The 26,343-nt window shown below is 56.7% G+C and carries 24 protein-coding genes; 9 read left to right on the top strand and 15 right to left on the bottom strand.

Features of this window, described 5'->3' with window-relative positions:
* Nucleotides 1–81: 81 nt before the first annotated feature.
* Nucleotides 82–573, bottom strand: a complete 492-nt coding sequence (locus AZE99_RS09520) for a hypothetical protein (RefSeq protein WP_067200268.1) — start codon at nucleotides 571–573, stop codon at nucleotides 82–84.
* A gap of 655 nt (nucleotides 574–1,228) precedes the next feature.
* On the opposite strand from AZE99_RS09520, the gene AZE99_RS09525 reads away from it, so the two are divergent.
* Nucleotides 1,229–1,660 carry an ester cyclase gene (locus AZE99_RS09525; protein WP_067200271.1) on the top strand — a complete coding sequence of 144 codons (432 nt, stop codon included), beginning with the start codon at nucleotides 1,229–1,231 and terminating at the stop codon, nucleotides 1,658–1,660.
* Nucleotides 1,661–1,922: 262 nt separating this feature from the next.
* Here AZE99_RS09525 and AZE99_RS09530 read toward each other — a convergent pair whose 3' ends face one another.
* The gene (locus AZE99_RS09530; RefSeq protein WP_156472189.1) at nucleotides 1,923–3,500 is read right to left on the bottom strand and encodes an anti-phage dCTP deaminase; all 1,578 of its coding nucleotides are present in this window, start codon (nucleotides 3,498–3,500) and stop codon (nucleotides 1,923–1,925) included.
* Between the two features lie 228 nt (nucleotides 3,501–3,728).
* On the opposite strand from AZE99_RS09530, the gene AZE99_RS16125 reads away from it, so the two are divergent.
* Complete coding sequence (locus AZE99_RS16125) at nucleotides 3,729–3,890, top strand: GFA family protein (protein ID WP_156472190.1); 162 nt, start codon at nucleotides 3,729–3,731, stop codon at nucleotides 3,888–3,890.
* Nucleotides 3,891–3,931: 41 nt separating this feature from the next.
* Here the strand turns inward: AZE99_RS16125 and AZE99_RS09535 are convergent, their stop codons facing one another.
* Entirely contained in the window at nucleotides 3,932–4,486 is a 555-nt protein-coding gene (locus tag AZE99_RS09535; RefSeq protein WP_197460161.1) for a PaaI family thioesterase, read from the bottom strand.
* Nucleotides 4,487–4,657: 171 nt separating this feature from the next.
* Between AZE99_RS09535 and AZE99_RS09540 the strand changes: the two genes are divergently transcribed.
* Nucleotides 4,658–4,828, top strand: coding sequence for a CsbD family protein (locus AZE99_RS09540; protein WP_067200278.1), 171 nt, complete (start codon nucleotides 4,658–4,660; stop codon nucleotides 4,826–4,828).
* Between the two features lie 211 nt (nucleotides 4,829–5,039).
* Complete coding sequence (locus tag AZE99_RS09545; RefSeq protein WP_067200280.1) at nucleotides 5,040–5,501, top strand: GFA family protein; 462 nt, start codon at nucleotides 5,040–5,042, stop codon at nucleotides 5,499–5,501.
* 80 nt (nucleotides 5,502–5,581) lie between these two features.
* Here the strand turns inward: AZE99_RS09545 and AZE99_RS09550 are convergent, their stop codons facing one another.
* The 3 genes from AZE99_RS09550 to thiC all read right to left on the bottom strand — a co-directional run bounded on the left by AZE99_RS09550 (nucleotide 5,582) and on the right by thiC (nucleotide 9,046).
* Nucleotides 5,582–6,166 (bottom strand): hypothetical protein, encoded by a 585-nt coding sequence (locus AZE99_RS09550; protein WP_067200282.1) that lies wholly within the window; start codon nucleotides 6,164–6,166, stop codon nucleotides 5,582–5,584.
* A 188-nt stretch (nucleotides 6,167–6,354) separates the two neighbouring features.
* On the bottom strand, nucleotides 6,355–7,065 hold the full coding sequence (locus AZE99_RS09555; protein ID WP_067200285.1) for a hypothetical protein: 711 nt from the start codon (nucleotides 7,063–7,065) through the stop codon (nucleotides 6,355–6,357).
* Nucleotides 7,066–7,135: 70 nt separating this feature from the next.
* Entirely contained in the window at nucleotides 7,136–9,046 is a 1,911-nt protein-coding gene (gene thiC, locus AZE99_RS09560; protein ID WP_067203513.1) for a phosphomethylpyrimidine synthase ThiC, read from the bottom strand.
* A gap of 347 nt (nucleotides 9,047–9,393) precedes the next feature.
* Between thiC and AZE99_RS09565 the strand changes: the two genes are divergently transcribed.
* Nucleotides 9,394–11,973, top strand: coding sequence for a flavin-containing monooxygenase (locus AZE99_RS09565; RefSeq protein ID WP_197460162.1), 2,580 nt, complete (start codon nucleotides 9,394–9,396; stop codon nucleotides 11,971–11,973).
* 24 nt (nucleotides 11,974–11,997) lie between these two features.
* Here the strand turns inward: AZE99_RS09565 and AZE99_RS09570 are convergent, their stop codons facing one another.
* The 5 genes from AZE99_RS09570 to AZE99_RS09590 all read right to left on the bottom strand — a co-directional run bounded on the left by AZE99_RS09570 (nucleotide 11,998) and on the right by AZE99_RS09590 (nucleotide 16,158).
* Nucleotides 11,998–12,405 (bottom strand): hypothetical protein, encoded by a 408-nt coding sequence (locus tag AZE99_RS09570; RefSeq protein WP_067200290.1) that lies wholly within the window; start codon nucleotides 12,403–12,405, stop codon nucleotides 11,998–12,000.
* Nucleotides 12,406–12,578: 173 nt separating this feature from the next.
* On the bottom strand, nucleotides 12,579–13,445 hold the full coding sequence (locus tag AZE99_RS09575; RefSeq protein ID WP_067200291.1) for a MipA/OmpV family protein: 867 nt from the start codon (nucleotides 13,443–13,445) through the stop codon (nucleotides 12,579–12,581).
* A 98-nt stretch (nucleotides 13,446–13,543) separates the two neighbouring features.
* Nucleotides 13,544–14,923 carry an HD-GYP domain-containing protein gene (locus AZE99_RS09580; protein ID WP_067200294.1) on the bottom strand — a complete coding sequence of 460 codons (1,380 nt, stop codon included), beginning with the start codon at nucleotides 14,921–14,923 and terminating at the stop codon, nucleotides 13,544–13,546.
* Nucleotides 14,924–14,993: 70 nt separating this feature from the next.
* Nucleotides 14,994–15,443, bottom strand: a complete 450-nt coding sequence (locus AZE99_RS09585) for a DUF2141 domain-containing protein (RefSeq protein WP_231862582.1) — start codon at nucleotides 15,441–15,443, stop codon at nucleotides 14,994–14,996.
* A complete protein-coding gene (locus tag AZE99_RS09590) occupies nucleotides 15,394–16,158 on the bottom strand; it encodes a sterol desaturase family protein (protein WP_067200297.1) in 765 nt (254 codons plus the stop codon). Before AZE99_RS09590 ends, AZE99_RS09585 begins: the two co-directional genes overlap by 50 nt.
* A 115-nt stretch (nucleotides 16,159–16,273) precedes the next feature.
* Between AZE99_RS09590 and crtY the strand changes: the two genes are divergently transcribed.
* The 3 genes from crtY to AZE99_RS09605 all read left to right on the top strand — a co-directional run bounded on the left by crtY (nucleotide 16,274) and on the right by AZE99_RS09605 (nucleotide 19,976).
* Nucleotides 16,274–17,440, top strand: a complete 1,167-nt coding sequence (gene crtY, locus AZE99_RS09595; protein ID WP_067203517.1) for a lycopene beta-cyclase CrtY — start codon at nucleotides 16,274–16,276, stop codon at nucleotides 17,438–17,440.
* Nucleotides 17,441–17,453: 13 nt separating this feature from the next.
* Complete coding sequence (locus AZE99_RS09600; protein WP_082788311.1) at nucleotides 17,454–18,965, top strand: phytoene desaturase; 1,512 nt, start codon at nucleotides 17,454–17,456, stop codon at nucleotides 18,963–18,965.
* Between the two features lie 75 nt (nucleotides 18,966–19,040).
* Nucleotides 19,041–19,976: a phytoene/squalene synthase family protein gene (locus AZE99_RS09605; protein WP_067200298.1), complete on the top strand. Its 936-nt coding sequence runs from the start codon at nucleotides 19,041–19,043 to the stop codon at nucleotides 19,974–19,976.
* Here the strand turns inward: AZE99_RS09605 and AZE99_RS09610 are convergent.
* The 3 genes from AZE99_RS09610 to AZE99_RS09620 all read right to left on the bottom strand — a co-directional run bounded on the left by AZE99_RS09610 (nucleotide 19,973) and on the right by AZE99_RS09620 (nucleotide 22,586).
* Entirely contained in the window at nucleotides 19,973–20,752 is a 780-nt protein-coding gene (locus AZE99_RS09610) for an inositol monophosphatase family protein (protein WP_067200301.1), read from the bottom strand. The two genes, AZE99_RS09605 and AZE99_RS09610, sit on opposite strands and share 4 nt — an antisense overlap.
* 95 nt (nucleotides 20,753–20,847) lie before the next feature.
* Nucleotides 20,848–22,194 (bottom strand): TldD/PmbA family protein, encoded by a 1,347-nt coding sequence (locus tag AZE99_RS09615; RefSeq protein ID WP_067200304.1) that lies wholly within the window; start codon nucleotides 22,192–22,194, stop codon nucleotides 20,848–20,850.
* An 86-nt stretch (nucleotides 22,195–22,280) separates the two neighbouring features.
* On the bottom strand, nucleotides 22,281–22,586 hold the full coding sequence (locus AZE99_RS09620) for a hypothetical protein (RefSeq protein ID WP_156472192.1): 306 nt from the start codon (nucleotides 22,584–22,586) through the stop codon (nucleotides 22,281–22,283).
* Nucleotides 22,587–22,883: 297 nt separating this feature from the next.
* Between AZE99_RS09620 and AZE99_RS09625 the strand changes: the two genes are divergently transcribed.
* Complete coding sequence (locus tag AZE99_RS09625; protein WP_067200309.1) at nucleotides 22,884–24,176, top strand: NADH:flavin oxidoreductase/NADH oxidase family protein; 1,293 nt, start codon at nucleotides 22,884–22,886, stop codon at nucleotides 24,174–24,176.
* Between the two features lie 36 nt (nucleotides 24,177–24,212).
* On the opposite strand, the gene AZE99_RS09630 is transcribed toward AZE99_RS09625, so the two are convergent.
* Nucleotides 24,213–26,192, bottom strand: coding sequence for a lipoxygenase family protein (locus tag AZE99_RS09630; protein WP_082788312.1), 1,980 nt, complete (start codon nucleotides 26,190–26,192; stop codon nucleotides 24,213–24,215).
* Nucleotides 26,193–26,343 lie beyond the last annotated feature (151 nt).

A 26,343-nucleotide genomic window follows, 5' to 3' on the forward strand; every position in this document is an offset into this window, starting at 1 on the left:
GCGACCCGCGAGTGCGGCGATGAATACGCCTCTTGCGCCGCGTTGGCAAATCGCGGCCAAACTTTACACAGAGGCGGGCTTTTATTTTCTGTAATCTTTGCTCCTCTCGCCCGGGTCCTCCTCCGGCGGCAGCAGCCGGTCGAGCCGCCCGAGCAGCGCCAAAAGCGCAGGATTGTCGGGTTTCCGGATCGTCCCGACATAGCGGCCGCCGCGCAAGATCGGGCGGTAGCTGCCCTGCCTGATCCGCTGGAACAGCGTTTCTAGTGTGACCTTTGCGCGTGGCGTACCCGGGATACCAACTATCGCGTCCCAGGCCGCGGCAAATTCCTCAGCGCCGGGCTTGCGGCGCAGCCGATAAGCGCTCTCCCGGCTCATCCCGACCAGCATCGCCGCCTTCTTGACGCAGCGGGTCTGCGCCAGCAGGCCGATAAATTCTGCCTGCCGCACGGGTGACCAGCCTTGGGCGCGCGGGCGTAGCGGGACGGGGGTGAAAGCGGGGATGCGGGAGATGCGGCGGCTTTGAACGTCGGCGCTGCGCGGGTCGGGGCGGGAGGTTGATTGATCGCGGGGCATGGCGGGGATTAAGCCATATCGGGAGCGGTGTAGGAAAGCGGTTTTTTGGGTGGGTTAAGCCCCTCCTTTTCAAAAGTTTCAGGTCGATCAGTCCCCCGGACTGATCTGAAGCGACCGGGGGTCTTTTCACCTGAAACTGGGTTGGGGTGGTTTCTCGCGGCAAAGCGCAATTCCCAACAATCAGAGATATCAACCGCCGCACTCCCATGTTCGCTGACGCGAGCGATGCTTGCGCATCGCCACCACCCCTGAATCCCCTCCTCTGAAGAGGAGGGGCTGGAATTGGTGCTCGAAGTCCCGGCAAAAGTTGGCCACATTGGTCCTTGGCTCAGGATGACGAATGTGCGTCCCCCTTCGTCATTGCGATGGGCAAAGCCCCGAAGCAATCCAGAGCGGCGCGCGCGGCTCTGGATTGCCGCGGACCTGCGGTCCTCGCAATGACGGTTTATAGCACATCACCCCCTCCATCGTCATCCTGAACTTGGTTCAGGACCCCGCAAGGCAGGCGCGCAATCGATGGAGGTCCTGAGCCGAAGGCCACCGAAGGTAAACAAGTTCAGGATGACGAGTGCTCCGCCCCCACCCCTACAAACCCGATTGCATTCCCCACCCCGCTGCGCGACACTCCCGCCAACAAAAAAGGGAGAGCGAAAATATGACCGACCTCGAACAATCACGCCTCAAGATCGTGCGCGATCATATGGCGCTGGAGATCACCCATGAATGGGATGCGGTGATCGATACGTTTGAGCATCCGCGCTATGAATTATACGGCAATGGCACCGTGTTCGACGGCGAAGAAGCGGTGCGCGCCTATTTCGCGATGTCGCGCACGCCCTTTCCCGACCAGGCCAATGAAGTGATCGCGATCGGCGCGGCGGGCGCGCATGTCGTGCTGGTCGAATTCTGGCTGACCGGCACCCATCTCGGCCCGCTGACCATCGGCGAGCGGGTGATCGAGCCGACCGGCAAAGCCTTTCGGGTGCGGATGGCCGCGAGTTTCGAGTTTGCGCCGGGGACGGACCGGATTGTTTGCGAGCGGGCTTATTTTAGTGATGCGATGATTGCGCGGGAGTTGGGGTTGTGAGGGGGTGGGACATATCTTGGACCATGCGATGCGATTTATCCTACGGGGCGCTAGGCCTGTCGACTGCCAGCCTCACCTTTGATAAATCAACCAACCGCCTCGCCCTGAAACAAACGATCACAGTTGTTGTTAATCGGAAAATTTCCAAATTTGTTGAAGCTCTCTTATGATGGCCGCTCGGGGATTTTGCTTCATCCGCGCAACATAGATAAAATCTCGTTTAAATTGCTTAGACATTTCTTCGAATAGTTCGTCAATTTTCTTAGACATTATCCAGTACCTTTGGATCAGAAATTTTAGTGATTTTGATGATTTGAGCAGCCATAATAGCTTCTTTAGGTAGATGAGCATTAGACAACCCCGCGCAACGAGGAAGAACGCTATGCTCAGACCAATCCAAAACGTATCCTTCTTTGTTTTTTCTTTTCGGTGCAGAAAAGACATTTTCAAAGAATCTTGGCGCAACGCCTGTGAAAGGTTCAAACTTGACAGCTTGATCCAACACATCCGACTCTCCTGATTCATCATCTATAATCACTTCGTGATCATAAAGTTCACGGGTCATGCTTTTGGGATATGGTTCAATATACACCACACGACTAATATTTGCTGCGATAATATGGCGCCCGCACATGTGACAAGGGAAAGTGGTCGTGAATACCGTGCCGCCATCAATAGAAACACCTCTCCTCGCAGCTTCGACAATTGCATGCATCTCCGCATGGACTACACGACCAAATTCAATAAGATTGGAAATTCTTAAATCCTTGAACTTTCCTTCAAATTTTCCGAAAACCAAATCATTTACCAGCGCGTCTATATTGCCTTCGAACTCAGATGAAAAACCCACGTTGGTGTCAAGAAATTCCAGGAACCCCTTAATTACATCAAGTTTTTTTACAGCGTTAAAATCGCGCCCTTTCTGAAAATCTCTATTGTCACAGTTATCGTCATCACCCTCCCAGAACACACCTCCCTTAGGACTAGGAACATCGTTGCACCCTCTTGCAACAACATAATCATCTCGGTCGACAATTACTGCTCCGATTTGACGAGACAAATCAGAAGAACGAAATGCGACAGCCTGAGCCTCGAACATGTGCATTTCATCTCTTGTCGGGGTTATATAGGGGTGTCCAAAAAGCAACTGGAGAAACTTTTTCAGTTTAGGCTCATATTTTCCCTCGGTCGAAACAAAATAGTCAGCTAAATGGAAAGTACTGGAAAGGTTTTGCCCAATCTTCGAACCTGGTTTTTTCTGATCCAATGATATCAGTTTTTTTGCTTCTAAATGAAAAGCCTTCTTATCGGTCGTTTGGTGGGATTTTTGAATTTGTTGAATCAAATTTTTGATCCGACTTTGATAGCCAGAAAATGCGGAAACCATTATAAATTTCGACCCATAAATCTTGCGAAGTAATTTAACTTCATCTGGATGTTTTAGGCTATTTATGATGTAGCAGCGATTGTACAATTCAATATCTTCAAAGTCGATTGAACAACCCTCTTTTAAGAGAAATTCTTGGCGGAGATGTCGTATCCGTGACAGTATAAGCGGGACTGTCGCGGCGCCGCTATTCACATCCCGCCGTATATGATCTGCCGCATTCATCAGATACCGGACTTTGTCTCCGAACTTCGCATCATCGATTTTTAATCGAACTTCATCATCGCACACAGCGGTAATTAGCTGACTAACCCTGATCTGAAAACAATTGTAGCCGTATGGTTTCATTAGGCCTTCAAGGCAATTTGACAGTTCAGCCAGATCTGTTCCTGCAGGCCCAGCAATGCCAATCACCAATTCGGGTTTAGGGCATTCTTCATCGTAATGTTTCAAAACGGATTCCAATTTTTCTAAACATTGGGCAATATAGCTTCGTCATACCTTAATGCTACCAATTATAGAGACAGTTAAGCATTCTATGGAAAGCTACATAAAGAACAAAGAGTGTAACCTATCGAATATTGATTACAATATTTGCATTCGGAATGGTTTGTTAACTGTCGACAGGAACAACCGAATTACGCTAGCTTTCGGCTATTCATACCAATCGGAGGCCCCACAATGACCACCCCCCAACCAACCCACCGCCAGGGCCACTGCCTTTGCGGCGCGATCACCATCACCGCCACACAAGCCGCCAGCCATGTCGATGCCTGTCATTGCCGGATGTGCCGGCGCTGGGGTGGCGGGCCGCTTGTCGAGGTTGATGGCTGGGCTGGTTAACGCCCTTCGCCGCCGGTTTGGCGACCCGACAGCCCGGCCGCCTATTTCTTCCAGCCGTGCGACAGCAGCTTTACCGTTACCCGTCCGGTGGCGACATGGGTGCCGTCGGCGTCGTGCATCGGGAATTCGGCGATATAGCCGGCGCTGCCCTTGCGCTCGAGATCGGCGAGCAGGCGGGCGATCTCCTCCTCCGGCAACCGAAATTCGGCGGTGACATCGCTCGCGGCGGGCTTGTGGAAGTCGACATATATATCCTTGAGGATCGGGAAATGGCGCTCGACATCGAGCAGCGAGATGCCGGGCAGCGCCGCCACCGCTTCGGCCAGCACAGTGAAAGCGCCCATATAGAGCACGCCGACATGATTCTCGTTGCCCGCCAGCGGCATCAGCAGATGGGCATGGCCGCGACCTTGCTCTAGGGTCTTGAGGCCGGTGCGCTCGACAAATTCGACGCGATATTTGGGTTTGCGTTCTTTCTCTGTGGTCATTTCCATCTCTCCCTGTTTCGGCCTGCCTTGCCGGTAGCTTTTATCACCCCGCCCGGCTTGCTCCAGACTTGCTTTTGCCAGGATATGGGTAGCCGGCAAGCGCCCCATTTCCATTTTTTCCCGATCCGGCCGCGCTTAGCGCCAGTCCGTTTTTATTCAGCGCCGGAATGCTGTGGCGACGGGAACGATCGGGCGGTTCGTGCATAGATAGACTGTGCAGGCAACAACGCATGCATCCCCCAAGGGCCGGACAACCGGCCAAACAGAAGGACCGTGAAAATGGGCGAACTCGTAGACAAAGTAAAAGGCAATGTGAACGAAGCCGTTGGCAAGGCCAAGCAGAAAAGCAATGATCCCGACACCCGTGCCGAAGGCGCGGCGCAGGAAGTCAAGGGCAAGACCCAGCAAGTCAAGGGCTCCGTCAAGGGCGCTTTGGGCGACAAGGTCTAGCCTCTACCCCTCCCCGAACCTGGCGCTGCTCGCTCTCCCTCTCCCTCCTCTGCCAGCAGCGCCACCCAGGAAAGCCGTCCCTCGCGGGGCGGCTTTTTTCTATCTTGATTGCAGGAGATTCGGTCTGAAGCCGGGTCGCAGCTGATGCAATTGACGACGGATTCTGCTAGGAGCGGATTCGATCACCGGGTCACTCAAGGGAGGAAAGACCATGACCGAAAAACCGTCATCAGAGGATCAGGGAGCCGCCCCCCTCACCGGCCATTGTCTGTGCGGCGCAGTGACGATCAAGGCCAGACCGGTGCGCCCCCATGTCGAGGCCTGCCATTGCGCGATGTGCCGGCGCTGGGGCGGCAGCGCCTTCCTCGGCGTGCAATGCGGCCCGGACGTGGAGATCGAGGGCGAGGACCATGTCACCCGCTATGCCTCGTCCGACTGGGCGGAACGCGGTTTCTGCAGCCAATGCGGGAGCAACCTCTTCTACCGCTTCACCCCCGCCGACAATTACAGCTTCCCCGCCGGTCTGTTCGACGATCTTGGCGGCGCGACGATGAGCGAACAGATATTTGTCGACGAGAAGCCGGATTATTATGATTTCGCCCAGAAGACGGTAATGAAGACCGGCGCGGAAATCATCGCCGAAGCGGAGGCTGCGGGCTTTTCGTTTGACTGAGACCGGCATGGCCGGGGCGCGCAGCAATATGCATGGTCGCTGCCATTCCGGCTGACCGGTCCAGCATCGTGGGAGCGTCGCTAGGAACAGGCCTCGACATAGCCGAGCACCGGCATCGTGCCGACGTGGATCTGGCTGACTGTGCCATCGCTGGCAATTTCAAACCGCAGCGCGGAATCGCCGCTGGCGGCATTGGGCGCGGTCAGATATTTGGCCGGCGCATCAACATATTTATGCGGCGTGGCGGGAAAGGGAAAAAGCTTTTTGACTGCGGCTTCGCTCGCCCCGGGGCCAATGCCCTCGGCCAGCTTGACCTGCGAGCCCTTGCTGATCGAAATGCGGCGCAGCTTGCCGGCTTCGACAATCGCATAGGCGTCGGGATAGTCGGGCGAGGTCAGGACCAGGCAGCTGTCCGACACCACCGGCCCGTGCACGCCCCAGCTGCTGCCGGCGGGGATCTTCTCGCCAATGCGGAGGTCGCCGAGACCGGTGAGCGTCAGGGTGTTAGCCGATGGCGCCGGATCGGGTGCGGGGGCTGTTGGCTTCGGAGCCACCGCCGTTGCGGGTGTCACGGAAACAGTCTCGTCCGCCGCCGGTTCGGAGGAGGACTGCGATGAACAGGCCGCCAGGAGGGCTAGCGGGATCAGGGTGAGGGTTTGCTTCATGTAGGGGTTACGCCGGAGGCGGGGGAAAGGTTGCGTGTTGGGGCTTATTGGCTGTGTGGAGCGAAGGTCTGGATTCTGCTAAAAGTGCACCTTCACTTTAATTTCAAGATGGGTTGGGATTATGTGCACTGCCACCGTTATCGGATCGCTGGCCGAAGGATCAAGTGCACCGTCACCGTAATCTTAAATTACGCAGTTATATCCACGCTACTAAAACTTAATAAGTTCTCTTGGTCGGCGTTAAGTCTGATTATCTGTGCAACTTCTTCACCGAACCTATTTCTCGATGTTATGCTAACAGTCATTTGCTCAGGTCGATCATCAATCTGGTAATCTAACGAAAAATTTTGACGACTCCCTTCTTCTAAGACTGAAAAAAATCGTTCAAAATGAACTAAATCGTCAGTCTTTATAGTAACCTGAACGTCTGAAGCCATTGCTCCTACATTGTGCAACGCAATACTCTGCTTCAATATCTGACCAGAACGACTTCCGCCATTTGCATGGATTGTGAATCGCGGTGAGGTCGCTGCGCGGCGCGCTTGACGCTCTTCATGAAGAGCTGCCAATTCAGCTTGAGCTTGTTCTCTTGTAACTTCGACTAACGCAGCCTGCTGTGTGACAGAATTTCTTAATTCTTCACTCTGCAACTCTAATGCCCTGACGCTCTGGCGCAGCTCTTCTCCTTGTTGGAAAAAACCAAGCACCAACCAAAGCAAAGCCAGCGGCCCCAATATTCCAGCCAGAAGGTCTCCAAACTCATTGGGCGTCATCGCCTTGATATGTTCCCATTCCGATATGAAATATCCCGAAAAGAAAAGCGCGATTATCAGAGAAACTGATACGCCAATTTTTCCATATGTGGACAAGCGAGATTCATATTCGTTTTGGCCTGCCATAAAACCTCCAAGGCCTCCCGTTGTAGAGATACGGATCAACGAGTTCTGCCAATTTAGATGGGATAAACTGTCACTCCGCCGGTTCGCTCACCTCATCCTCGGGCAAATACAACCGGTCCCCCTTGTCCTTATAGACCTTCGCCATCTCGCGCATGCCTTCTTCCGCTGCCGCCTTGCTGGCAGCCGCCGTATCGGCACCCAGTTTCTCCGAGGCGATAAAGCCTTCGGCGCTCTGGTTCTGTTTGCTGGCGAAGTCGCGCACCTCTTGCGAGATTTTCATGCTGCAGAATTTCGGCCCGCACATCGAGCAGAAATGCGCAGTCTTGGCGCCTTCGGCGGGCAGCGTCTGGTCGTGATATTGCATCGCGGTTTCGGGGTCGAGGCTGAGGTTGAACTGGTCGCGCCAGCGGAACTCGAAGCGGGCTTTTGAAAGCGCGTCGTCGCGGACCTGGGCGGCCGGGTGGCCCTTGGCGAGGTCGGCGGCGTGGGCGGCGAGCTTGTAGGTGATCACGCCGACCTTGACGTCGTCGCGGTCGGGCAAGCCGAGATGTTCCTTGGGCGTGACATAGCAGAGCATGGCGGTGCCATACCAGCCGATCTGGGCGGCGCCGATGCCGCTGGTGATATGGTCATAGCCCGGCGCGATGTCGGTGGTAAGGGGGCCGAGCGTATAGAAAGGCGCCTCGCCGCAGACTTCGAGCTGCTTTTCCATATTCTCCTTGATCTTGTGCATCGGCACATGGCCGGGGCCCTCGATCATCACCTGGACGTCGGACTTCCACGCGCGGTGGGTCAGCTCGCCGAGCGTGTAGAGTTCGGAGAATTGCGCCTCGTCATTGGCGTCGGCGATCGAGCCGGGGCGCAGGCCGTCGCCGAGGCTGTAGGCGATGTCATAGGCCTTCATGATCTCGGTGATGTCGTCGAAATGTTCGTAGAGGAAGCTTTCTTTGTGATGCGCGAGGCACCATTTCGCCATGATCGATCCGCCGCGCGAAACGATGCCGGTGACGCGCTTGGCCGCCATCGGCACATAAGGCAGACGGACGCCGGCGTGGATGGTGAAATAGTCGACGCCCTGCTCGGCTTGCTCGATCAACGTATCGCGGAAGATTTCCCAGGTCAGGTCCTCGGCGACGCCGCCGACTTTTTCCAGCGCCTGATAGATCGGCACGGTGCCAATCGGCACGGGGCTGTTGCGGATGATCCACTCGCGGGTGTCGTGGATGTTGCGGCCGGTGGAGAGATCCATGACCGTGTCGGCGCCCCAGCGGATCGACCAGACCATCTTGTCGACTTCATTTGCGACATCGGATGCAACCGCGCTGTTGCCGATATTGGCGTTGATCTTGACGAGGAAATTGCGCCCGATCGCCATCGGTTCGCTTTCCGGGTGGTTGATATTATTGGGGATGATCGCCCTGCCCCGTGCGATTTCGTCGCGGACGAATTCCGGCGTGACATAGTCGGGGATCGAGGCGCCAAAGCTTTCGCCATCGCGCTTATATTCCTTGAGCCGCTCGCGCCCGAGATTTTCGCGCTCGGCGACATATTCCATTTCCGGGGTGATGATGCCCTGACGCGCATAATGCATCTGGGAAACGTTCGCGCCTGGCTTGGCGCGCAGCACCTTGCGGCGGACATTGGGGAAAGGCGCGACTCCGCCGGAGCGGTCGGGGCCGAGCTGGCCATTATCTTCCGGCTTGACCTCGCGCTGGGTGACTTGCTCGACATCGCCGCGCGCCTTGATCCACGGGCTACGCAATTCGTTGAGGCCGGTCTTGATGTCGATCAGGGCCTGCGGATCGGTGTAAGGCCCGCTGGTGTCATAGACACGGATCGGCGGTTCGCCGCCCTCGAGATGGATTTCGCGCATCGCGACGCGGATGCCGGAGCCGCTGTGCGCCGCGACATGGACTTTCTTCGAGCCACTGATCGGGCCGGTGGTCACGCCAATTTCGGTTTTTGCGGGAAGGTCAGCCATGTTCATTCGTTCCTTTGTCATTTCGGAACGAGGGCGGGATTTGTGAAAACCGCTCCCTCCCTCCGCCCGTAAGCCCTCATGCATGAGGGGCGGGATCAGGTTCAGCGGGTCGCAGGGCGTTACACCTGCCTCTCAGACGCATTTACGAGTCCCATCAAAATTTGATGGGATGGCGACTCCCCGGGGATGGGTGAATGTTAGAGGCTCGGCGAACGGATGTCATGCCAATTCTCGCCTTGCCGTATGCGCGGCGATGATTTAATCAAGCGATTAAACATAGTGGAGTCGCCGGCAGCAATCTGCTAACCTGCGGCCAAAGCCCAAAGAGGCATGAAATGGAGCGGAATATGGTTGAAGCAGCAGGCAGGAAATTCGATATTGTCGTTGTTGGCGCGGGCTTTGCCGGCCTCTATCTATTGCACAAATTCCGGCAGATGGGGCTTTCCGCCCATGCCTTCGAAGCGGGCGATGATGTCGGCGGCACCTGGTACTGGAACCGCTATCCGGGCGCCCGCTGCGATATCGAGAGCATCGACTATTCGTTCAGCTTCGATCCCGAACTGGAGCAGGAATGGGAGTGGAGCGAGAAATATGCGACGCAGCCGGAAATCCTCCGCTACGCCCAGCATGTCGCCGAACGCTTTGACCTTCGCCGCGACATCACATTCGAGGCTCGGGTCGAAACAGCGGTCTGGGATGAGGATGCCTCAAGCTGGACAGTGACCACCGAGACCGGCGAGACCGTCAGCAGCCGCTTTTTCATCATGGCCACAGGCTGCCTTTCCCAGCCGAAGGATATCGATATCGAAGGGATCGAAAATTTCGCCGGCGAGATTTACCGCACCCACAGCTGGCCGCATGAAGGCGTCGACTTTTCCGGCAAGCGGGTCGGTGTCATCGGCACCGGATCATCGGGCATCCAGTCGATCCCGCTGATTGCCGAACAGGCCGACAGCACCACCGTCTTCCAGCGCACCGCCAATTATTCGCTGCCGGCTGGCAACGGACCGATTGCGCCGGAGAAGCTGGCGGTGAAGAAACGCTATCAGGATTACCGGGAAGAGGCCCGCTGGACCAAGGTTGGCGTGCCGGGCAAGGAGGCGATGGACTTCGCGCTGACAGTGTCGGACGAAGAACGGCAGCAGCGCTATGAAAAGCTTTGGAACACCGGGGCGATACCGCATCTCGGTTCCGAATTTGCCGATATATTACTCGACGAGCAGGCCAATGACACGCTGGCGGAATTTGTCCGCAGCAATATCCGCTCGGTCATCGAAGACAGCAATGTCGCGGACATATTGACGCCGACGGAATTTCCGATCTGCACCAAGCGCGCCTGTCTCGACACCAATTATTACCAGACATTCAACAAGCCCAATGTGCATATTGTCGATATCAAGAAAGATCCGATCCTGTCGATCAGCGAAACCGGGGTCACCACACGGGATCAGAATTTCGACTTTGACGCAATCGTCTTCGCCACCGGATTTGATGCGATGACCGGCGCGCTGCTGGCGATCGATATCCGCGGTCGCGATGGTCAGACCCTGAAAGAAAAATGGGCCGACGGTCCGGTCAATTATCTCGGACTGACGGTTTCGGGCTTTCCCAATTTCTTCATGATTACCGGTCCCGGCAGCCCGTCGGTCCTGTCGAACATGGTGCTGTCGATCGAGCAGCATGTCGAATGGATCGCCGATTGCCTCGCTTATATGGAGAAAGAGGATCTCACTGTCATTGATGCCACCCCGATGGCGGAAACCGGCTGGGTTGAATATGGCACGGCGACCAGCGACATGACGCTCTTTCCGCAGGCCAAGTCTTGGTATATGGGCGCCAATGTGCCCGGAAAACCGCGCGTTTGCCTGCCCTATGTCGGCGGTGTCGCCGCCTATCGCCGGGTCTGCAATGATGTTGCGGCCCAGGATTATCTGGGTTTCCGCTTCGATGGTCCGGGCGGTTCGCGCTGCAAGGATGGTCTCGTGCGGCGCCAGCAGCCCGACGTGGTTGCTCTGCTCGAGATGCTGGACGAGATGGAATTGCCGCCGTTTGAAAGCATGTCACCGGAAATGGCGCGCGCAACTTCACTGGCGATGAATGCCGGAAACCCTCCGGGTCCGGCAGTCGGCGAAGTGGTCGACGGCCAGTTTCCCGGCGCCGATGGCCTGCTCGACTATCGCCTGTACCGACCGGACAGCCCCGGCCCGCATCCGGTCACCGTCTATTTTCACGGCGGCGGCTGGGTCCTGGGCGATCACACATCCGATGACGCTTTCTGCCGCGACCTGTGCGTAAACGCCAATAGCATCGTCATTTCCGCCAATTACCGCCACGCCCCGGAAGCGCCCTTCCCCGCTGCGGCCGATGACGGTTTTGCCGCGGTCCGATGGGCCGCCGAAAATATCGAGACGCTCGGCGGTATCGCGGGTGAACTGGCGGTTTGCGGCTGGAGCGCGGGCGGCAATATTGCTGCCGTGGTCTGCCAGCTGGCGCGCGATGCAGGCGGTCCGGATATCAAGGGCCAGGTCCTGATCACCCCGGTGGTCGATGCCGGCGATGACAGTCCGTCGATGACCGACAATGGCGAAGGCTTTGTGCTGACCAAAGCGCTGATGGACTGGTTCTGGGATCATTATGCCGATCCTTCCGAGCGCGCCGATCCGAAAGCCTCGCCGTTGCTCGCCGCAGATCTTTCCCATCTGCCGCCCGCCTTGATCATCACCGGAGAATTTGACCCGCTACGCGATCAGGGCAAGGCCTATGCCGATGCGCTGGCTGCAGCCGGGACACAGGCACGCAACATCACCTATCCCGGCCAGATCCATACGTCCTTCACTGCGGTAGGAGCGATCCCGACGGCCAATGGCGCTCGGCAGGAAGTTGCTGCCGCGCTGCGACATTATTTCAAGGTGATGGAACCGGCCTGAGCCGGCTGCGAAAGCCCAGATCAGTCAGGGCATTTGCAGCCGCACGAGAGCGGCAAAAATTGCGAGGAGCCCGACGGCAATCGAGACGCCAGCCCAGAGACGGTTGGCCGCGCTCATCATTTTGCTGGCGACATTCAAGAACCAGTCGCCGACCGCCAGGATCAGCGCGCCTTCAATGAATATCCATGCGCCAAGCACGCTTATCAATATCGAAAGCAGGTCGCCGGGATTCCAGGGATTGACGAGATAGATAGTCGCTCCGACAGCCAGAGTGACGATGCCGGTCAGAAATTGCAGGGCCATGCTGTCGCGGAATTCCTGCAGCATTTTCGCCCAGAAACCAGGCCGCCGAAATTCGCCTACGCCAGCCGCAACGGCATAGAGACCGATGAAGAAGGTGATCCAGCCGGTGATATTGCCTTCATTGCCCATAATATCTCTCCTTCTGTCGTGACGGAACTAGAGCATGTCCGGACATCCAGACCAGCAGTCTCTTGCAAACGCCCCGAAAAACCGAAGTCTATGGCGAATGCCTCGGCAGGTCCAGTGAAGTCTGCCGGACGTGATTAGCCCTGACATCGCGCACCACGGCCTTTCGGAAGTGCTTAAAAAGTATAACCCACGCCAATTGCACCGAATAACTGGTTGGCGCTGCCGCGGATCGATGTGACCGGGGATTTTTTAGGATCACCGAGCATCCGGGAATAGCTGCCGAGCAAAATCATGCTGAAACCGCCATTGGTGACGTCGCCGTCAAGATCAATTGCCGTGAGCATGGTCGCCCCAACATTTTTCCAGCCGCTGTCTGCAGTGAAAGCCGGCAGTCCGCTGGCGGCCGATCCGGCGGGAGTGATGCTGAAATAATAATCGGCATAATTGTCGTCAACATATTCGGCGTTGATCGAGAGGCTGGTGACGACGCTGGGGCTGAGCGGGGTGAAATAGGTCAGGCTGGGGAAGACTACCATGCCGTCATGCGCGCCCGCGATATCCCAGCGCACGTCGACCTGAGCCGTCAGCGAGTCATAGGGGTTGAGTACCCGATTGACCTGCACGCCTGCGAACGGGCCCACTTCGACAGCGAAATCGAGTTTGCCGAGCGCACTCACCACAGGGTCCTTGATCGAATTCTGCCGATCAAAGCGCGCCCGGACGACCGGACCGAGAATGAAGTCAACTTTCGCTCCTTCGCGATCAGGAATGAAATCGAGCGCAATGCCCGGACCACGCGGCTGGAAGTCGATACCGCCGATGCTGCCCAGAACAACCGGTAACGGGGAGATGGTGTAATCGTCTGATCCCTCATAGCTGGAACCAACCGCCACCCCGATGCCTGCGGTCAGATAGTCGCCATCAAAGACAGACTTTTCGGCTGGCATAAGGGCCGGGTCTTCCTGCGCCAGAAGCGGAGAAGACAGACCAAGACCGATCGAAAACAAGGCGGCACTGCGAAATATGTTCGAATTTTTCAAGATTGGTTCCCCACTGGTTGCGTAACGGTTGTACGCGCGGACGGCTCAACAGTTCCATCCCTAGTATAGGGCTCCATTCTATTTATGGTAAAGCGCAGTTATTCCGGCAAGCCCTGTTCAAGCACCGCCTGCAGGGCTGCAAAACAGCGCTGGTCGACCGCCGAGCCCACTTCGCCTTGCAAAATTTCCATCGCTTTTTCGGACGACATCGCCGACCGATAGGGCCGGTCCGCAGTAAGTGCGTCATAAATATCGGCCACGGTGATGATGCGAGATTCCAACCCAATGCTGCGTTCGTCCAGACCGAGCGGATATCCCTTGCCATCCAGTCGCTCGTGATGCGAACCGGCGATCATCGCCATGTCGCTCATCACGCCAATCTGGCCCAGGATATTGGTGGTGTGCTGTGCATGGCCCTGCATGGCTTGCCACTCCTCAGCATCCAGCTTGCCCGGTTTTTCCAGGATAGCGCTGCTGACGCCCAATTTCCCGACATCATGCAGGGTTGCGGCGCGGCGCAGCGCCCGGCGGCGTCGATCATCCATACCCAGTTTTTCGGCAATCTTGTCAGCGATCACCCCGACGCGTTCGCTGTGGCCGGCGGTAAACGGGCTTTTGGCATCGATGACCCGGCCAAAGGCCAGGCTGATGTCGTCGAGATAATTCTCGTCTACGGTGATATATTGCGCTGCCGGTTCAAGCGCCCATAATTGTTCGGGCAGATCGTCGAGCGCCAGTTCTTCCCAGAAACCACTGGCATCTGACAATTTCTCGAATAGCGCGCATAGCTGCGGATCGAGCCAGCTTCCCGACCGATTACGAATTTCTGCAAGCGCAGCGTCCTTGCCTCTTGCGCTGTAAAATACATCGGCGACCTGCGCCAAAAGCGCTATCCGGCCGCCGAGATGAATATCGGTCCCGGCCACGCCCAGCGGCAAGCCGCTGCCGTCCCAATGTTCATCGAGATGCAAAATGGCCTGAGCAACATCTTCGGAAAAGCGCAATTGCCGGGCGATATCGGCACCGCGCTCACAACGGGTCGCCATCATCTCGGTCAATATGGCGCCGCCATTTTCGGCAATATTGCCAAGCGCCTGTTCGCGTACATCGGCCTCAGCGTCTGCGCCGACGGCGGTGGCAATATATTCGCCAAGATCTTCAGGCCGCGGGCCAAGCAGCTTGAAGTCACGCTTGAGCTTGCGATCGTCGCCGACAAACAACTCGCTGACCCGGGCGGCATTGCTGCTACAGCCGAGATCCTTGAGCAGCACCGCATAATAGACATCGCGCAAGGCCTCGCCTTTCATCCCCAGCGCCATCGCTATCTGGGTACCAATCCAGCAAGCCCGAATACTATGACCAGCGGTCTGCCCTTCGGTCAGGTCCAGCGCATAGGAAAATGCTCCCAGAATTTCTGACAATCGCGATTTGTCGAAACTGTCATTCTGGTCAAAAACCGAAAACCTGGACTGATACACTTGCCATTACTCCTAGCCTGTCGCGACAGAATGCCGTCAGAATACTAGTGAACGGTTAATTTCTGCCGGATTACAGGATATATTTCATGCGCACCGCATAATGCGCGTCATCGGCTCCCACGGTAAACTGCGCCGATTTGAATTTGGGCGGGCCCATGCCGATTTTGGGGTTGCGGGAAAAGCCAAACCCTTCGCGCGGCAGGAACAGCCTGAGGTCCATTTTTCCGTTGGAATTTTCGTCATGAACCAGCGCCACGGCGTAAGTGCCTGGTTTCACCCCGGGAATCTGAATATTGCCGGCGTCGGTTGCCGAAACCTTCAGCTTGCGGGCTTTTTTATCCTTGCTGCAGTCCGGGAAATAGTCCGGATTTGCGCTCAAGCAGACCAGCACATTGCCCTTTTCCGAACGCAAACCGGTTATGTCGAGACCAATCGAGGCTGAAACCGCCGGCGCAATCGCTATCGGCGCTTCACTCGCGGATGCGCTTGCTGCCAGCAGCAGCGCCGAAACTGCGCCCAAGATCGGCAAGCCCGATGTCGGTGCCGCAGATCTTGTCCCAAAAGCGAAAATATAAGCCATAATTACCTCTATAAGCGTCATGGTGTTTTTCATGATGGGTCGCGGTTATGAGCCAAGCTCCTAACCTGCCCTGAACAAGCCAGCGCGGGAACATCTCCCATCCCATGTGATTGGAGACGCCCATAACGGTCATGGTCAACAATACCAGTCCTAAAACGCCGACATGAATCGGTATCGCGATTACCAGAGCCGGAATAACGACAGCGCCGCTAATCGCCTCGACCGGATGGAAACTCATCGCCGCCCATGCGGTTGGAGGACGACTTTCGTGGTGCACCGCATGGGCAAGCTTGAACCATTGTGGCCGATGAAACAGCCGGTGCGTCCAGTAGAACCATGTGTCGTGCAGGAATAGATAGAGGAAGAAAGACAGGGGCAGATACCAATAGGAATATGTGCCTGGATCGGTATAAATCTTGGTCCAGCCTGCATTCTGCCAGCCCCATGCGACAATCCCGGCGGGAATGCCGTAAATCGCGGCGGATAGCAGAGACCAGCGGATTTCGCGCCCCATCTGGAGCTTCAGCTTGTCATATTGACCGGGGTGGACGCGCTGGGTCAGCCAGGCAAAAAAGCCGCTGCTGAGCAGATAGCGTCCGCCAACGATCAGCGTCATGGCGATCGCGGAAATCAGAACAGGAAGAGCATATTCCATCGGCAGGGAATATGACGCCAATCATCGGGGAGCAAGGTCTAAAGCTTCAATCAGCTACCTGCTTTCAGACAGGCTTTCCCCTGCCTTCGCCATCGGCTAAGACAAGGTGATGTCGATGAACGCCACCCGATCAAAGCCGTATGATTTGGCAATCGCCGGTGGTGGTCTGGCCGGCGGGCTGGTGGCGCTGGCTCTCGCAAAATTGCGGCCCGATCTCGATATTGTCCTGATCGAAGCCGAGAATAATTTCGGCGGCAACCATATCTGGTCTTTTTTTGAAAGCGACGTCGAACCGGAGCATCGCTGGCTCGTCGATCCGCTGATCTCCCGCCAGTGGGACAGCTATGACGTGCATTTCCCGAAATATAGCCGTCGTCTCGGCAACGGCTATTATTCGATCGAGTCCAAAAATCTCGACCGCGAGTTACGCAAGCGGGTGCCTTCGAAGTCGCTGGTTAACGGACAAAAAGCCGAGACAGTTGAAAATGGCCGGGTTCAGCTGGCGAATGGCACGATATTGAAGGCGCAAGCGGTGCTGGATGTCCGCGGCGGCGGAGATATTTCGGCACTGGAAACCGGCTGGCAGAAATTTTGCGGTCAGATGCTGAAGCTGGCAAAACCGCATGGGCTTGATCGCCCTATCATCATGGATGCCACCGTCGAGCAAATTGACGGCTATCGCTTCATCTACTGTCTGCCATTCAGCGACACCGAGGTTTTTGTCGAAGACACTTATTATTCTGATACTCCGGACCTCGACAGCACAACCTCTCATGCCCGGATCGCCGACTATGCAGGCGCGCAAGGATGGGACATCGATGCGGTCCTTAGCGCAGAAAAAGGCCAACTTCCGGTCATTTACGGTGGCGACTTTGAGGCGTTCTGGCAGGCCAATGCAGGCGTCGATGCCCGAGCGGGAGCAAGAGCGGCGCTGATCCAGCCGATCACCAGCTATTCGCTGCCGATGGCGGTCAGGACCGCGGTGCTGATTGCCGATATGTCTGAAATCAACCAGCAGAAATTAGACAGAATACTGCACGATCTGGCGCGGCAACACTGGAAAAAGGGCAAATTTTACCGTCTGCTCTGCGCCTTCCTGTTTCTGGGTGCTGACCCCGAGAAACGTTACAAGACACTGGAACATACATATGCCAAGGACGAACAATTGCTTGCCCGTTTCTATGCCGGCAAATCGACCATCATGGATCAGGCCAGCCTGCTGAGCGGCAGGCCTCCCATTCCGATTTTCCGCGCAATCCCGCTCTTGTTAAAATATAGATGAGTCTGATTATTCGATGAATGAAGTTGCAAAATCCCAGAGTGAATTGTTCAAGAAAGCGGCCGTGGTCGGTTCCGGCTTTGGCGGCCTGGCGCTCGCGATCCGGCTGCAATCCGCCGGCATTCAGACGACTATATTGGAAGGCCGCGACAAGCCGGGCGGGCGGGCTTATTATTGGGAGAAAGAAGGCTTTATCTTCGACGGCGGCCCGACCGTTATCACCGACCCGGATTGCCTGTCGCAGCTGTGGGAATTGACCGGAAATGACATGGCCAAGGATATCGAACTGATGCCGGTATCGCCATTCTACCGGCTGAACTGGCCGGACGGTACGAATTTCGATTATGTCAACGATCCGCAGGAGCTTTACGCCAATATCGCGGCGATCGAGCCTGATGATGTCGAGGGTTACAAGAAATTCCTCGAATATAGCGGCGGGCTTTACGAGGAGGGCTATGTCAAGCTCGGCACCAAGGCGTTTCTCGATTTCAAATCGATGATCAAGGCGGCCCCTGCCCTGATGAAATATGAAGCCTATCGTTCGGTCTATTCCAAAGTGTCCGGCTTTGTGAAAAACGAAAAATTGCGCGAGTTTCTGTCCTTTCAATCGCTGCTGGTCGGCGGCAATCCGATGAAGACCAGCGCGATTTACGGCCTGATCCACAAGCTGGAGCGGCTTGGCGGTGTCTGGTTTGCCAAGGGCGGAACCAATATGCTGGTCTCGGCGATGGTCAAGCATTTCGAACGGATTGGCGGGGTGATCCGGCTCAACGATCCGGTGACCAGGATCGATACGATCGGCGATCGGGCATCGGGCGTCACCTGCAAATCAGGCTGGAGCGAACGCTTTGACGCGGTCGCCACCAACGCCGATGTCATGCACAGCTATCGCGACCTGCTTGGTCACAAACATCGCAGCGCGACCGTTACCGAGAAGCTGAAGAAGAAGAAATATTCGCCATCGCTCTTCGTCGTCCATTTTGGCGTGAAGGGAAGCTGGCCGGGCATCCCGCATCATATGATCCTGTTCGGACCGCGCTACAAAGGCCTGCTCGCGGATATCTATGACAATGGCGTGCTGCCCAGCGACTTCTCGCTCTATCTCCATCACCCGACGGTCACCGATCCGGCAATGGCCCCCGAAGGTCATAGCACCTTCTACGTGCTCGCGCCGGTGCCGCATCAGGGCAAGCTGCCGATCGACTGGGAAGTCATGGGCCCGATTTACAAGAAGCGCATATTGGATGAGATCGGCCATCGGCTGATCCCCGACATTCATGACCGTATCGTCACCAGTTTTCACTATACGCCACAGGATTTCGGCAGTGATCTCAATGCCCATCTCGGCAGCGCATTCAGCCTCGAGCCGCTGCTCACACAAAGCGCGTGGTTCCGGGTGCATAATCGCGACGATGTGATCGACAATCTCTATTTTGTCGGTGCCGGCACTCATCCCGGGGCCGGAATCCCGGGCGTAGTCGGCAGCGCCAAGGCAACCGCCGAACTGATGCTGGAGGATCTGGCGTGAGGGATAAGCCCGTCAAACCGAACCATCTGGCCGAGAAGCGCATTTCGACAAGCTCAGCACGAACGGTATAATCCCATGAATCGTACCAATCTCGTCATTCACGCCAGGACCAGCATAGAACGCGGGTCAAAATCCTTCGCCCGGGCGTCAAAGCTCTTTGCGAAGCAGACCCGCGAGCGAGCCTGGCTGCTTTATTACTGGTGCCGCGCTTGCGATGATCTTGCTGACGGTCAGGATCATGGTCATGGTATGTCGACGGTACACAATCCGGAGAAAACCATTGCAGCGATGCGGATGATGACTGCGCGCGCGCATGGCGGCGAGCAGACCGGCAATCCCCCGTTTGATGCTTTCGGAGTCGTCGCGCAAGAATGCCATATTCCAAAATATTTCGCCGATGACATGATCGACGGATTTGCGCTGGATGCCCATGGCTGGCGACCGGAAAGTGAAGCGGATCTGTTTCAATATTGCTATCATGTCGCGGGCGCGGTCGGCTGCATGATGGCCGTGGTTATGGGCGTTTCGGCAAGAGATCAGGAGATACTCGATCGCGCCTGTGATCTGGGGCTGGCCTTCCAGCTGGCGAATATTGCACGCGATGTCGCCGAGGATGCCCAGGCGGGCAGATGCTATTTACCGAAAACCTGGCTGGCCGAAGCGCGCATTGACCCCGATCATATCATGGATCCCGCCCGCCGGGACGCATTGATCCTGCTGATCAACCGGCTTTGTGATCTCGCCGGAGAATATGAAATTTCTGCGCGTGTGGGCGCATCAAGCCTGCCTTTCCGGTCGCGCTGGGCGGTGCTGGCAGCAGCCGGCATTTATGGCGATATTGCGCGGGAAATCAAAAAGAGCGACGGCGCTTCGCTTGATCGGCGAATTTACACAGGCAAGGGCAAAAAACTGGGCTGGATAGTGAAAGCCTTTGGTCAGGCACTGATCAAATCGGGCCGGACCGACCGTCAGGGGCTCTGGACAAGACCGCGGGCGATCCGTCCCGCTTAGTGGCTGGCGCCGTTTTCGGTGACATATTTGCCGATCCGCTGCACGGCCTCTTGATATAGATTTTGCGAGCAGCACAATACGCCGAGCGCCTTGCCGTGGGTGCCGTTATAGACCAGCGTTTCACCGAGCGCATTGGTGACGCTGGCGCCGGCTTCGGCGGCAATGACATGGGCCGCCGCGATATCCCATTCATGGCCCCAGCGAGTGGAAGCGACAACATCGGCCCGATCATCCGCAACCATCGCCATTCTTAGCGCGATACTGTTCGGCTTTGGCACGGCTGTCAGATGGATGTCCGGGGGCAGGATTTCAGCCGGGATCCGGCATCCCTCATATTGCTGGCGGCGGCTGGCGGTGAGCGCCCTGCCGTTGACTTCACTGTGACTACCCGCTTTGCCAACCCAGGTTTCCTCCATGGCCGGAGCGACGAGCACGCCGAAAACCGGGTCATCGCCATGCACCAGCGCCACCGAGATGCACCATCCGGTCTTGCCGGCGACAAAATCCTTGGTACCGTCAATCGGGTCGACCACCCAGGTCAGCTCATCACCGGCACCGCTATGATCGATATGGGTTTCTTCGGAGAGCCAGCCGGCGGTTGGCACCAGCTTTTCCAGTTCGCTGCGCAAAAAGCGATCGACCGCCAAATCGGCGTCGCTGACAATCTGTCCCGGTGATTTGATCCAGGTCTTGTCGGCTTTCCGGCCCAGTTTCCAGTCGCGCATGGCCAGCTCCCCGGCCTCCTGAGCGATTGCGATGACTCGTTCAAAATCCATGTCAGCCACGAGTTTCTCCGTTAGCCCTGAGCTTGTCGAAGGGCCATTCCAGTCCGATAGGCGTGGTTCGACAGGCTCGCAACCTACGGTTTTGTTCAGCCGCCCGCCACCGTCATACTGTCTGTGCGCAAAGTCGGGACATTGACGCTGTAGATATATTCCAGATCATCAGCCGCGATCAGGCTCTTGAACATATCTTTCAAATTGCCGGCAATGGTGATTTCCGAGACCGGCGGTCCGATCTCGCCATCGGTAATGAGGAAACCGCCCGCACCGCGGCTGTAATCGCCGGTGACCGGGTTGACACCCATGCCGATCAATTCGGTGATATAGACGCCGTGCTTGATATCCCTGATCAGTTCCGCCTTGCTGACCGAACCGTTGCTCATATGCAGATTGGTGACGCTGACACCCGGTGCTCCGCCAACGCCGCGCGAAGCATGTCCGGTGGGTTGCAGGCCCAGCTGGCGCGCCGATGCGCTCTCCATGATCCATTGGGTCAGGCGACCATTGTCGATCAACTTGGTTTTCGCCGTGGGCAGCCCTTCGCCGTCAAATGCTTTCGACCGGAGACCGCGCTTGCGGTGCGGACAGTCGATGACGGTCAGGGCACTGTCGAATATCTGTGTATCAAGCGCATCGAGCAGAAAGCTGGTCTTGCGCGCGATGCTGGCCCCCGCAATTGCACTGACAAAATGGCCGAGCAGGCTATTGCCGACGCGAGGATCGTAGACGACCGGCATGGCGCCCGAGTCAAATCGCACCGGGTTGAGCCGCGAGACCGCCCGTTCTCCGGCTTCCCGGCCAATTTTTTCCGGATCGTCGAGATCTTCCAGAAAACGGACGCTGTCATAGGCATAGTCGCGTTCCATTCCGTCGCCTTCTCCGGCAATGACGCTCGCTGACAGGCTGTAACCGCTGGTGGAATAGGCTCCGGAAAACCCGTGGCTCGTCGCCAGCGCAACGATGCTGCGACCGGCACTGGCTCCGCCGCCTTCGCTGTTGGTAACGCCCGTCACTGCCCGGGCAGCGTCTTCCGCTTTCAACGCAAGTTCGCGCAACAATTCTGGGTCCGGGTCCTGTCCGTCATCACCCTCGATTGCGTGGGGTTCCGTTTTCAGCAGCAATTCTTCGGGCGCGAGACCGGCATATTGGTCTTCCGGCGCCTCTTTGGCCATATCCAGTGCGCGTCCGACCAAAGACGACAGGATTTGCGGATCCATGTCGGAGGAAGACACGGTTGCCGAGCGCCTGCCGACAAAAACCCTGAGGCCAATTTCTTCGCCTTCCGAACGCTCGACATCTTCGAGATTGCCAAGGCGCATCTGCACCTGTGTTGCGGCGTCGCACACATAGATGGCGTCGGCAGCATCGGCGCCGGCTTTTTTGGCTTGAGAAATGAGAGAGTCGGCGCGGTCCTGCGCTTCGGAAGGTTTCAGCATGGGCCGGACATAGGTGCGGTGCCCGGCAAGGTCAACGATCTGCTGCTAAATGATGGCGAAACAATAGTCCGTTTGGGAAACGATTTTCAGAGTATCGACGCAATGGCTTTGATCACGGCAACGAAGAGGACAGGCAGTCCCAGAGCCAGTAACCACAGAATGACCTGATCGGCGCGGAATTTTGCCGCTAGACTTTGTTCGGAAAGGCCGCTGTTGCTCATATTGGCCCAGCGTTTCTCAAAATTGCGACAAAAGGGAATGATCACGGCAACCAGCAGGATCAGCCCGAAATAGGGGGCGATCGACATGCCCTTGGTTTCGATGAAGCGCAGCACGATGAAAATTTGCGCCAATGTGTATACAAGCAACGCAGCCGCGCAATTGTTGCTCATTTTCTTGTCCCAGCGGACACCAATAGTTTGCACGTCCTGACGCGCTTGATGCTTGCTAACCGATTTTCGAGACGCTGCTGCGACCATTTCTATTCCCCTCAGAATATCATCTCCAATGATCACCGGAAGTTTGCCCCCGTGCGATCTGTAATGAACACTATAGCCTATTTATCGGAAAAGCCAAATAGACAGATTATCCGGCATTTTATGACACAATTGGCCAGTTCTGCTTGCCAAAAATTGCTCCATGCGACAGAATCAGTTTTCCATTGAAATTTACATTCCAAGGCTATTTCCATGACCGTCTCCCTTCCCAACCCACTGACGCTTCCTTGCGGAGCCACATTGCCCAACCGTCTCGCAAAGGCCGCAATGACAGAAGGCATGGCAACGCCGGATGGCGTACCGACAGCGGAACTGGAACGGCTTTACGGGCTCTGGTCGGACGGCGGTGCGGGAATGTTGCTCAGCGGCAATATCCTGATCGATCGCAACCATCTGGAGCGCCCCGGCAATGTCATCATCGATCGCGTTGCGGACGACGCCATGATGACAGCACTGAAAAGCTGGGCGCAGGCGGCAACGCGGAACGGCAATCATTTCTGGGCCCAGATCAGCCATGCCGGTCGACAGACGCAAAGCAATGTCAACAAACATCCCAAGGCGCCGTCGGCCGTCAAACTCGGCCTGCCCGGCGGACAATTTGGCGAACCGGTTGCTCTGACAACGGGAGAGATTGAAGAACTGGTCGACCGCTTCGCACTGGCAGCCAAAACCTGTCAGGAAGCCGGTTTCACCGGCGCCCAGGTTCATGCCGCTCACGGTTATCTGCTGAGCAGTTTTCTCAGCCCGCGGTCCAATCAGCGCACCGACGAATATGGCGGCAGTCTGGAGAACCGGGCCCGCTTCCTGCTTGCGGTGGTGGCAAAGACGCGCGCAGCAGTCGGTCCCGATTTCCCGATTTCGGTCAAGCTGAACAGCGCCGATTTCCAGAAAGGCGGGTTTAATTTCGAGGACAGTCTGCAGGTGCTAAAATGGCTGGAAGACGCCAGTGTCGATCTGGTGGAAATCTCCGGCGGCACCTATGAACAGCCCGCGCTGATGGGCGCGGACGGGATAGAAGAAAAAGAGGAGCAGAATGTCGCGCCGTCGACTAAGGCACGAGAGGCCTATTTCGTCGATTTCGCAAAAGCGATGCAGGATGCGGTCAAGGTGCCACTGATGGTGACCGGCGGCTTTCGGACCCGGGCGGCGATGGAAACCGCGCTCGCCAGTGGTGCCGCCGATCTGATCGGTCTGGGGCGTCCGATGTGCGTAATGACTGATGCGCCGAAGCGTTTATTGGAAGGGTTGGAAGCATTACCGCGGTTCGAGGACAGGCTTCACCTTCTCCCTGGTTGGCTGGGCTTTCTGATGCGGTTTCAGATCGTCAAGGCAATGGCCAGCTTCGCCGTTATCTACTGGTTTTACGAACAGTTGGAAAATCTGGGCAAAAACGGCAAAACTGATCCGAATCTCGGCGTTTTCAAGGCATTTCAGGCCGTGGAGAAGCGGAATAAGCGCATTTTGGCAGCACGCAGCCCGGACTGATCCGGGACTGCGCAGGTCTGTTGGAAACTGCCGCCGCTAGATATTGGTGCTGGTCGGGATCTGGCTCGGCTGCAGATAGACATAGGGATGCATCCGGCGTTGATTGCGCGCGATGATCCTCGATTCGACCGCTCTCAATCCAGCCTTAAAGCGCGCCAACGGTCCTTCATCGCCGATGATAGCGGGGTCCTGAAACCAGTTTTTATATGGAAAGCGGTTAGTACGATAATCGCCGAGCGGGCGATAATAGACCGAACCGAGCAGTTCCAGTGACGATAATTGCAGCAATCCCAAAGACATAGGCGGCATATATTCCAGCCATTCCGCCTTGCTGTGATCCTTCTGTTCGGTGGGCGCAGCTGTCCAGCCCGCTCCGGTAACAGCCGGGGCAAAAGTCATCATCGTGCGTTGCGGGAAATTGACCGCAGCATGCTGGGCGCTGGCGGTAAAGATGATCATCGTGCAGACGTCGACCAGCTGGGCACGTGTGGTTATCGGCCTGAACCCGACAATATGGCCTTCCGATGCAATGGATGCGCGCCATAAAGCCAGTTCGGTATCTCCGGTCACGGCATCGTCATCGGCATAATAGATATCGATATATTGTGCGGCCCAGTCGTGGATTGCAGACCAGACGAGCAGAGCGTCTTCGCGATAGGGATAGTCCGGCAAGCTGGCAGTATCGGCGACGTTTCGCTCGGCAAAATCAACCGGCGTCATTTTCTTGTAAAAATCGAAAGACAGGCGCGCCTGGACCGCAGCGGCCTGACTGGACTCGATCGTGCCGCCAAAGAAAGCGTCGATCGGACCACCCTTGTTGATCAATGTTTCCACCGCCAGATTGTTGATGAACAATGTTCCTTCAAAATGCGGCACCAGCAATGACCAGAGCGGATGGACATCGGCGAGATTGCGGCGGGTCGCAACGGCAATGGCTTCGCTGACCAGATGGGTGCCGGCAAGATGGACGAACAGTTCGTGATAATTGCAGTCGGCGACCTGGACGACAAATTTCGCCATTTCCCAGCCCCATTTGTCCGACGCGGCGTCCGAGGGGGTCATCACCGGATATTGACCATTCTCCTGCCCGCACTGGATCGCAACCGGCCGGAGCGAAGATCCACCCGGCGGGACGGCGAACAAAGCCATCGGACGGTAGACAAATTTGGCATGTCCTTGCCAGACGCCCGCAACAAGCACCTCCAGGTCCGTGTAATCGCACAGAAATACCCGGCCTTCGGCAAGCGCCCTGGCGAGACTGTCCCCGCCCATGACGGATGCATATTGCGCCGCCGTCACCGGAAACTTGTCGGGAATCTGGTCAATGCCTTGCAGCAACATCGGATTGGGTCCCGCCACCCGTAGCCGGGCAAATTCGTCATCATCCTGGAATGTATAGGCGATTCCGGGGACCGGGAGGGTCTGATACAGATCGCGATAGGCCTCGATCGAACGCGTATTCGCCACTTCTTCGGCCTTAAGGACGTCGATTATCACGGTTATTATGTCGCGAAGGACGCTGTCATAGGCTATCAGGGCTTCGATATCGGCGCCGTGTACCGCCTGCTCGATAGCGCTCTCGAGACCGGGGCCGGCAATTTCCACGCGATGTTTTTCGCGCAACGCTTCCACTTTCGACGCAAGCTCCTCGGCCTCCGCCAGTGCATCGGTGATAATTTTCTGTCCTGCCTGGCTGAGCGCCTTGAATATCGGCTGCAGCAGGACAGCCTTGACGTTGTTCAATATCGCGATGCCCACCTGGAGTACTTCGAACCACCATTGGATCGAGGGCTGATCATCGGAGGGCACTTGCGTAGCCAGCGGTACGCCGGGCAAGGTCGCAACGTCTGTGGTCCATTGATATATTGTAGAGGTTTGGTTGATCTGAGCCCGGCGCTGCGCGCGCTGCGCCTGGCTGTCATTTTGCGGCAGACTCGGATGAACCGCGCCTCGCTTCACAGCCTCTGCCGCGCTGTTTTGCGACGGGACAATCGGACTGGCGTTTTCAAATGACATGATGGCTCCTGAGCTGGGTTTCAGAGTAGATCATGCTAAACATTGTCGGTTAATTCGAAGTAAACCAATGTATCACGAGCCCGCTGCAGGCCCCTTGCGAACTGCATGATACGAACGGATACTAGGCTTAACGAGACCTTTACAAATAGTC

This window comes from Sphingorhabdus sp. M41, assembly GCF_001586275.1.
Classification (GTDB): domain Bacteria; phylum Pseudomonadota; class Alphaproteobacteria; order Sphingomonadales; family Sphingomonadaceae; genus Parasphingorhabdus.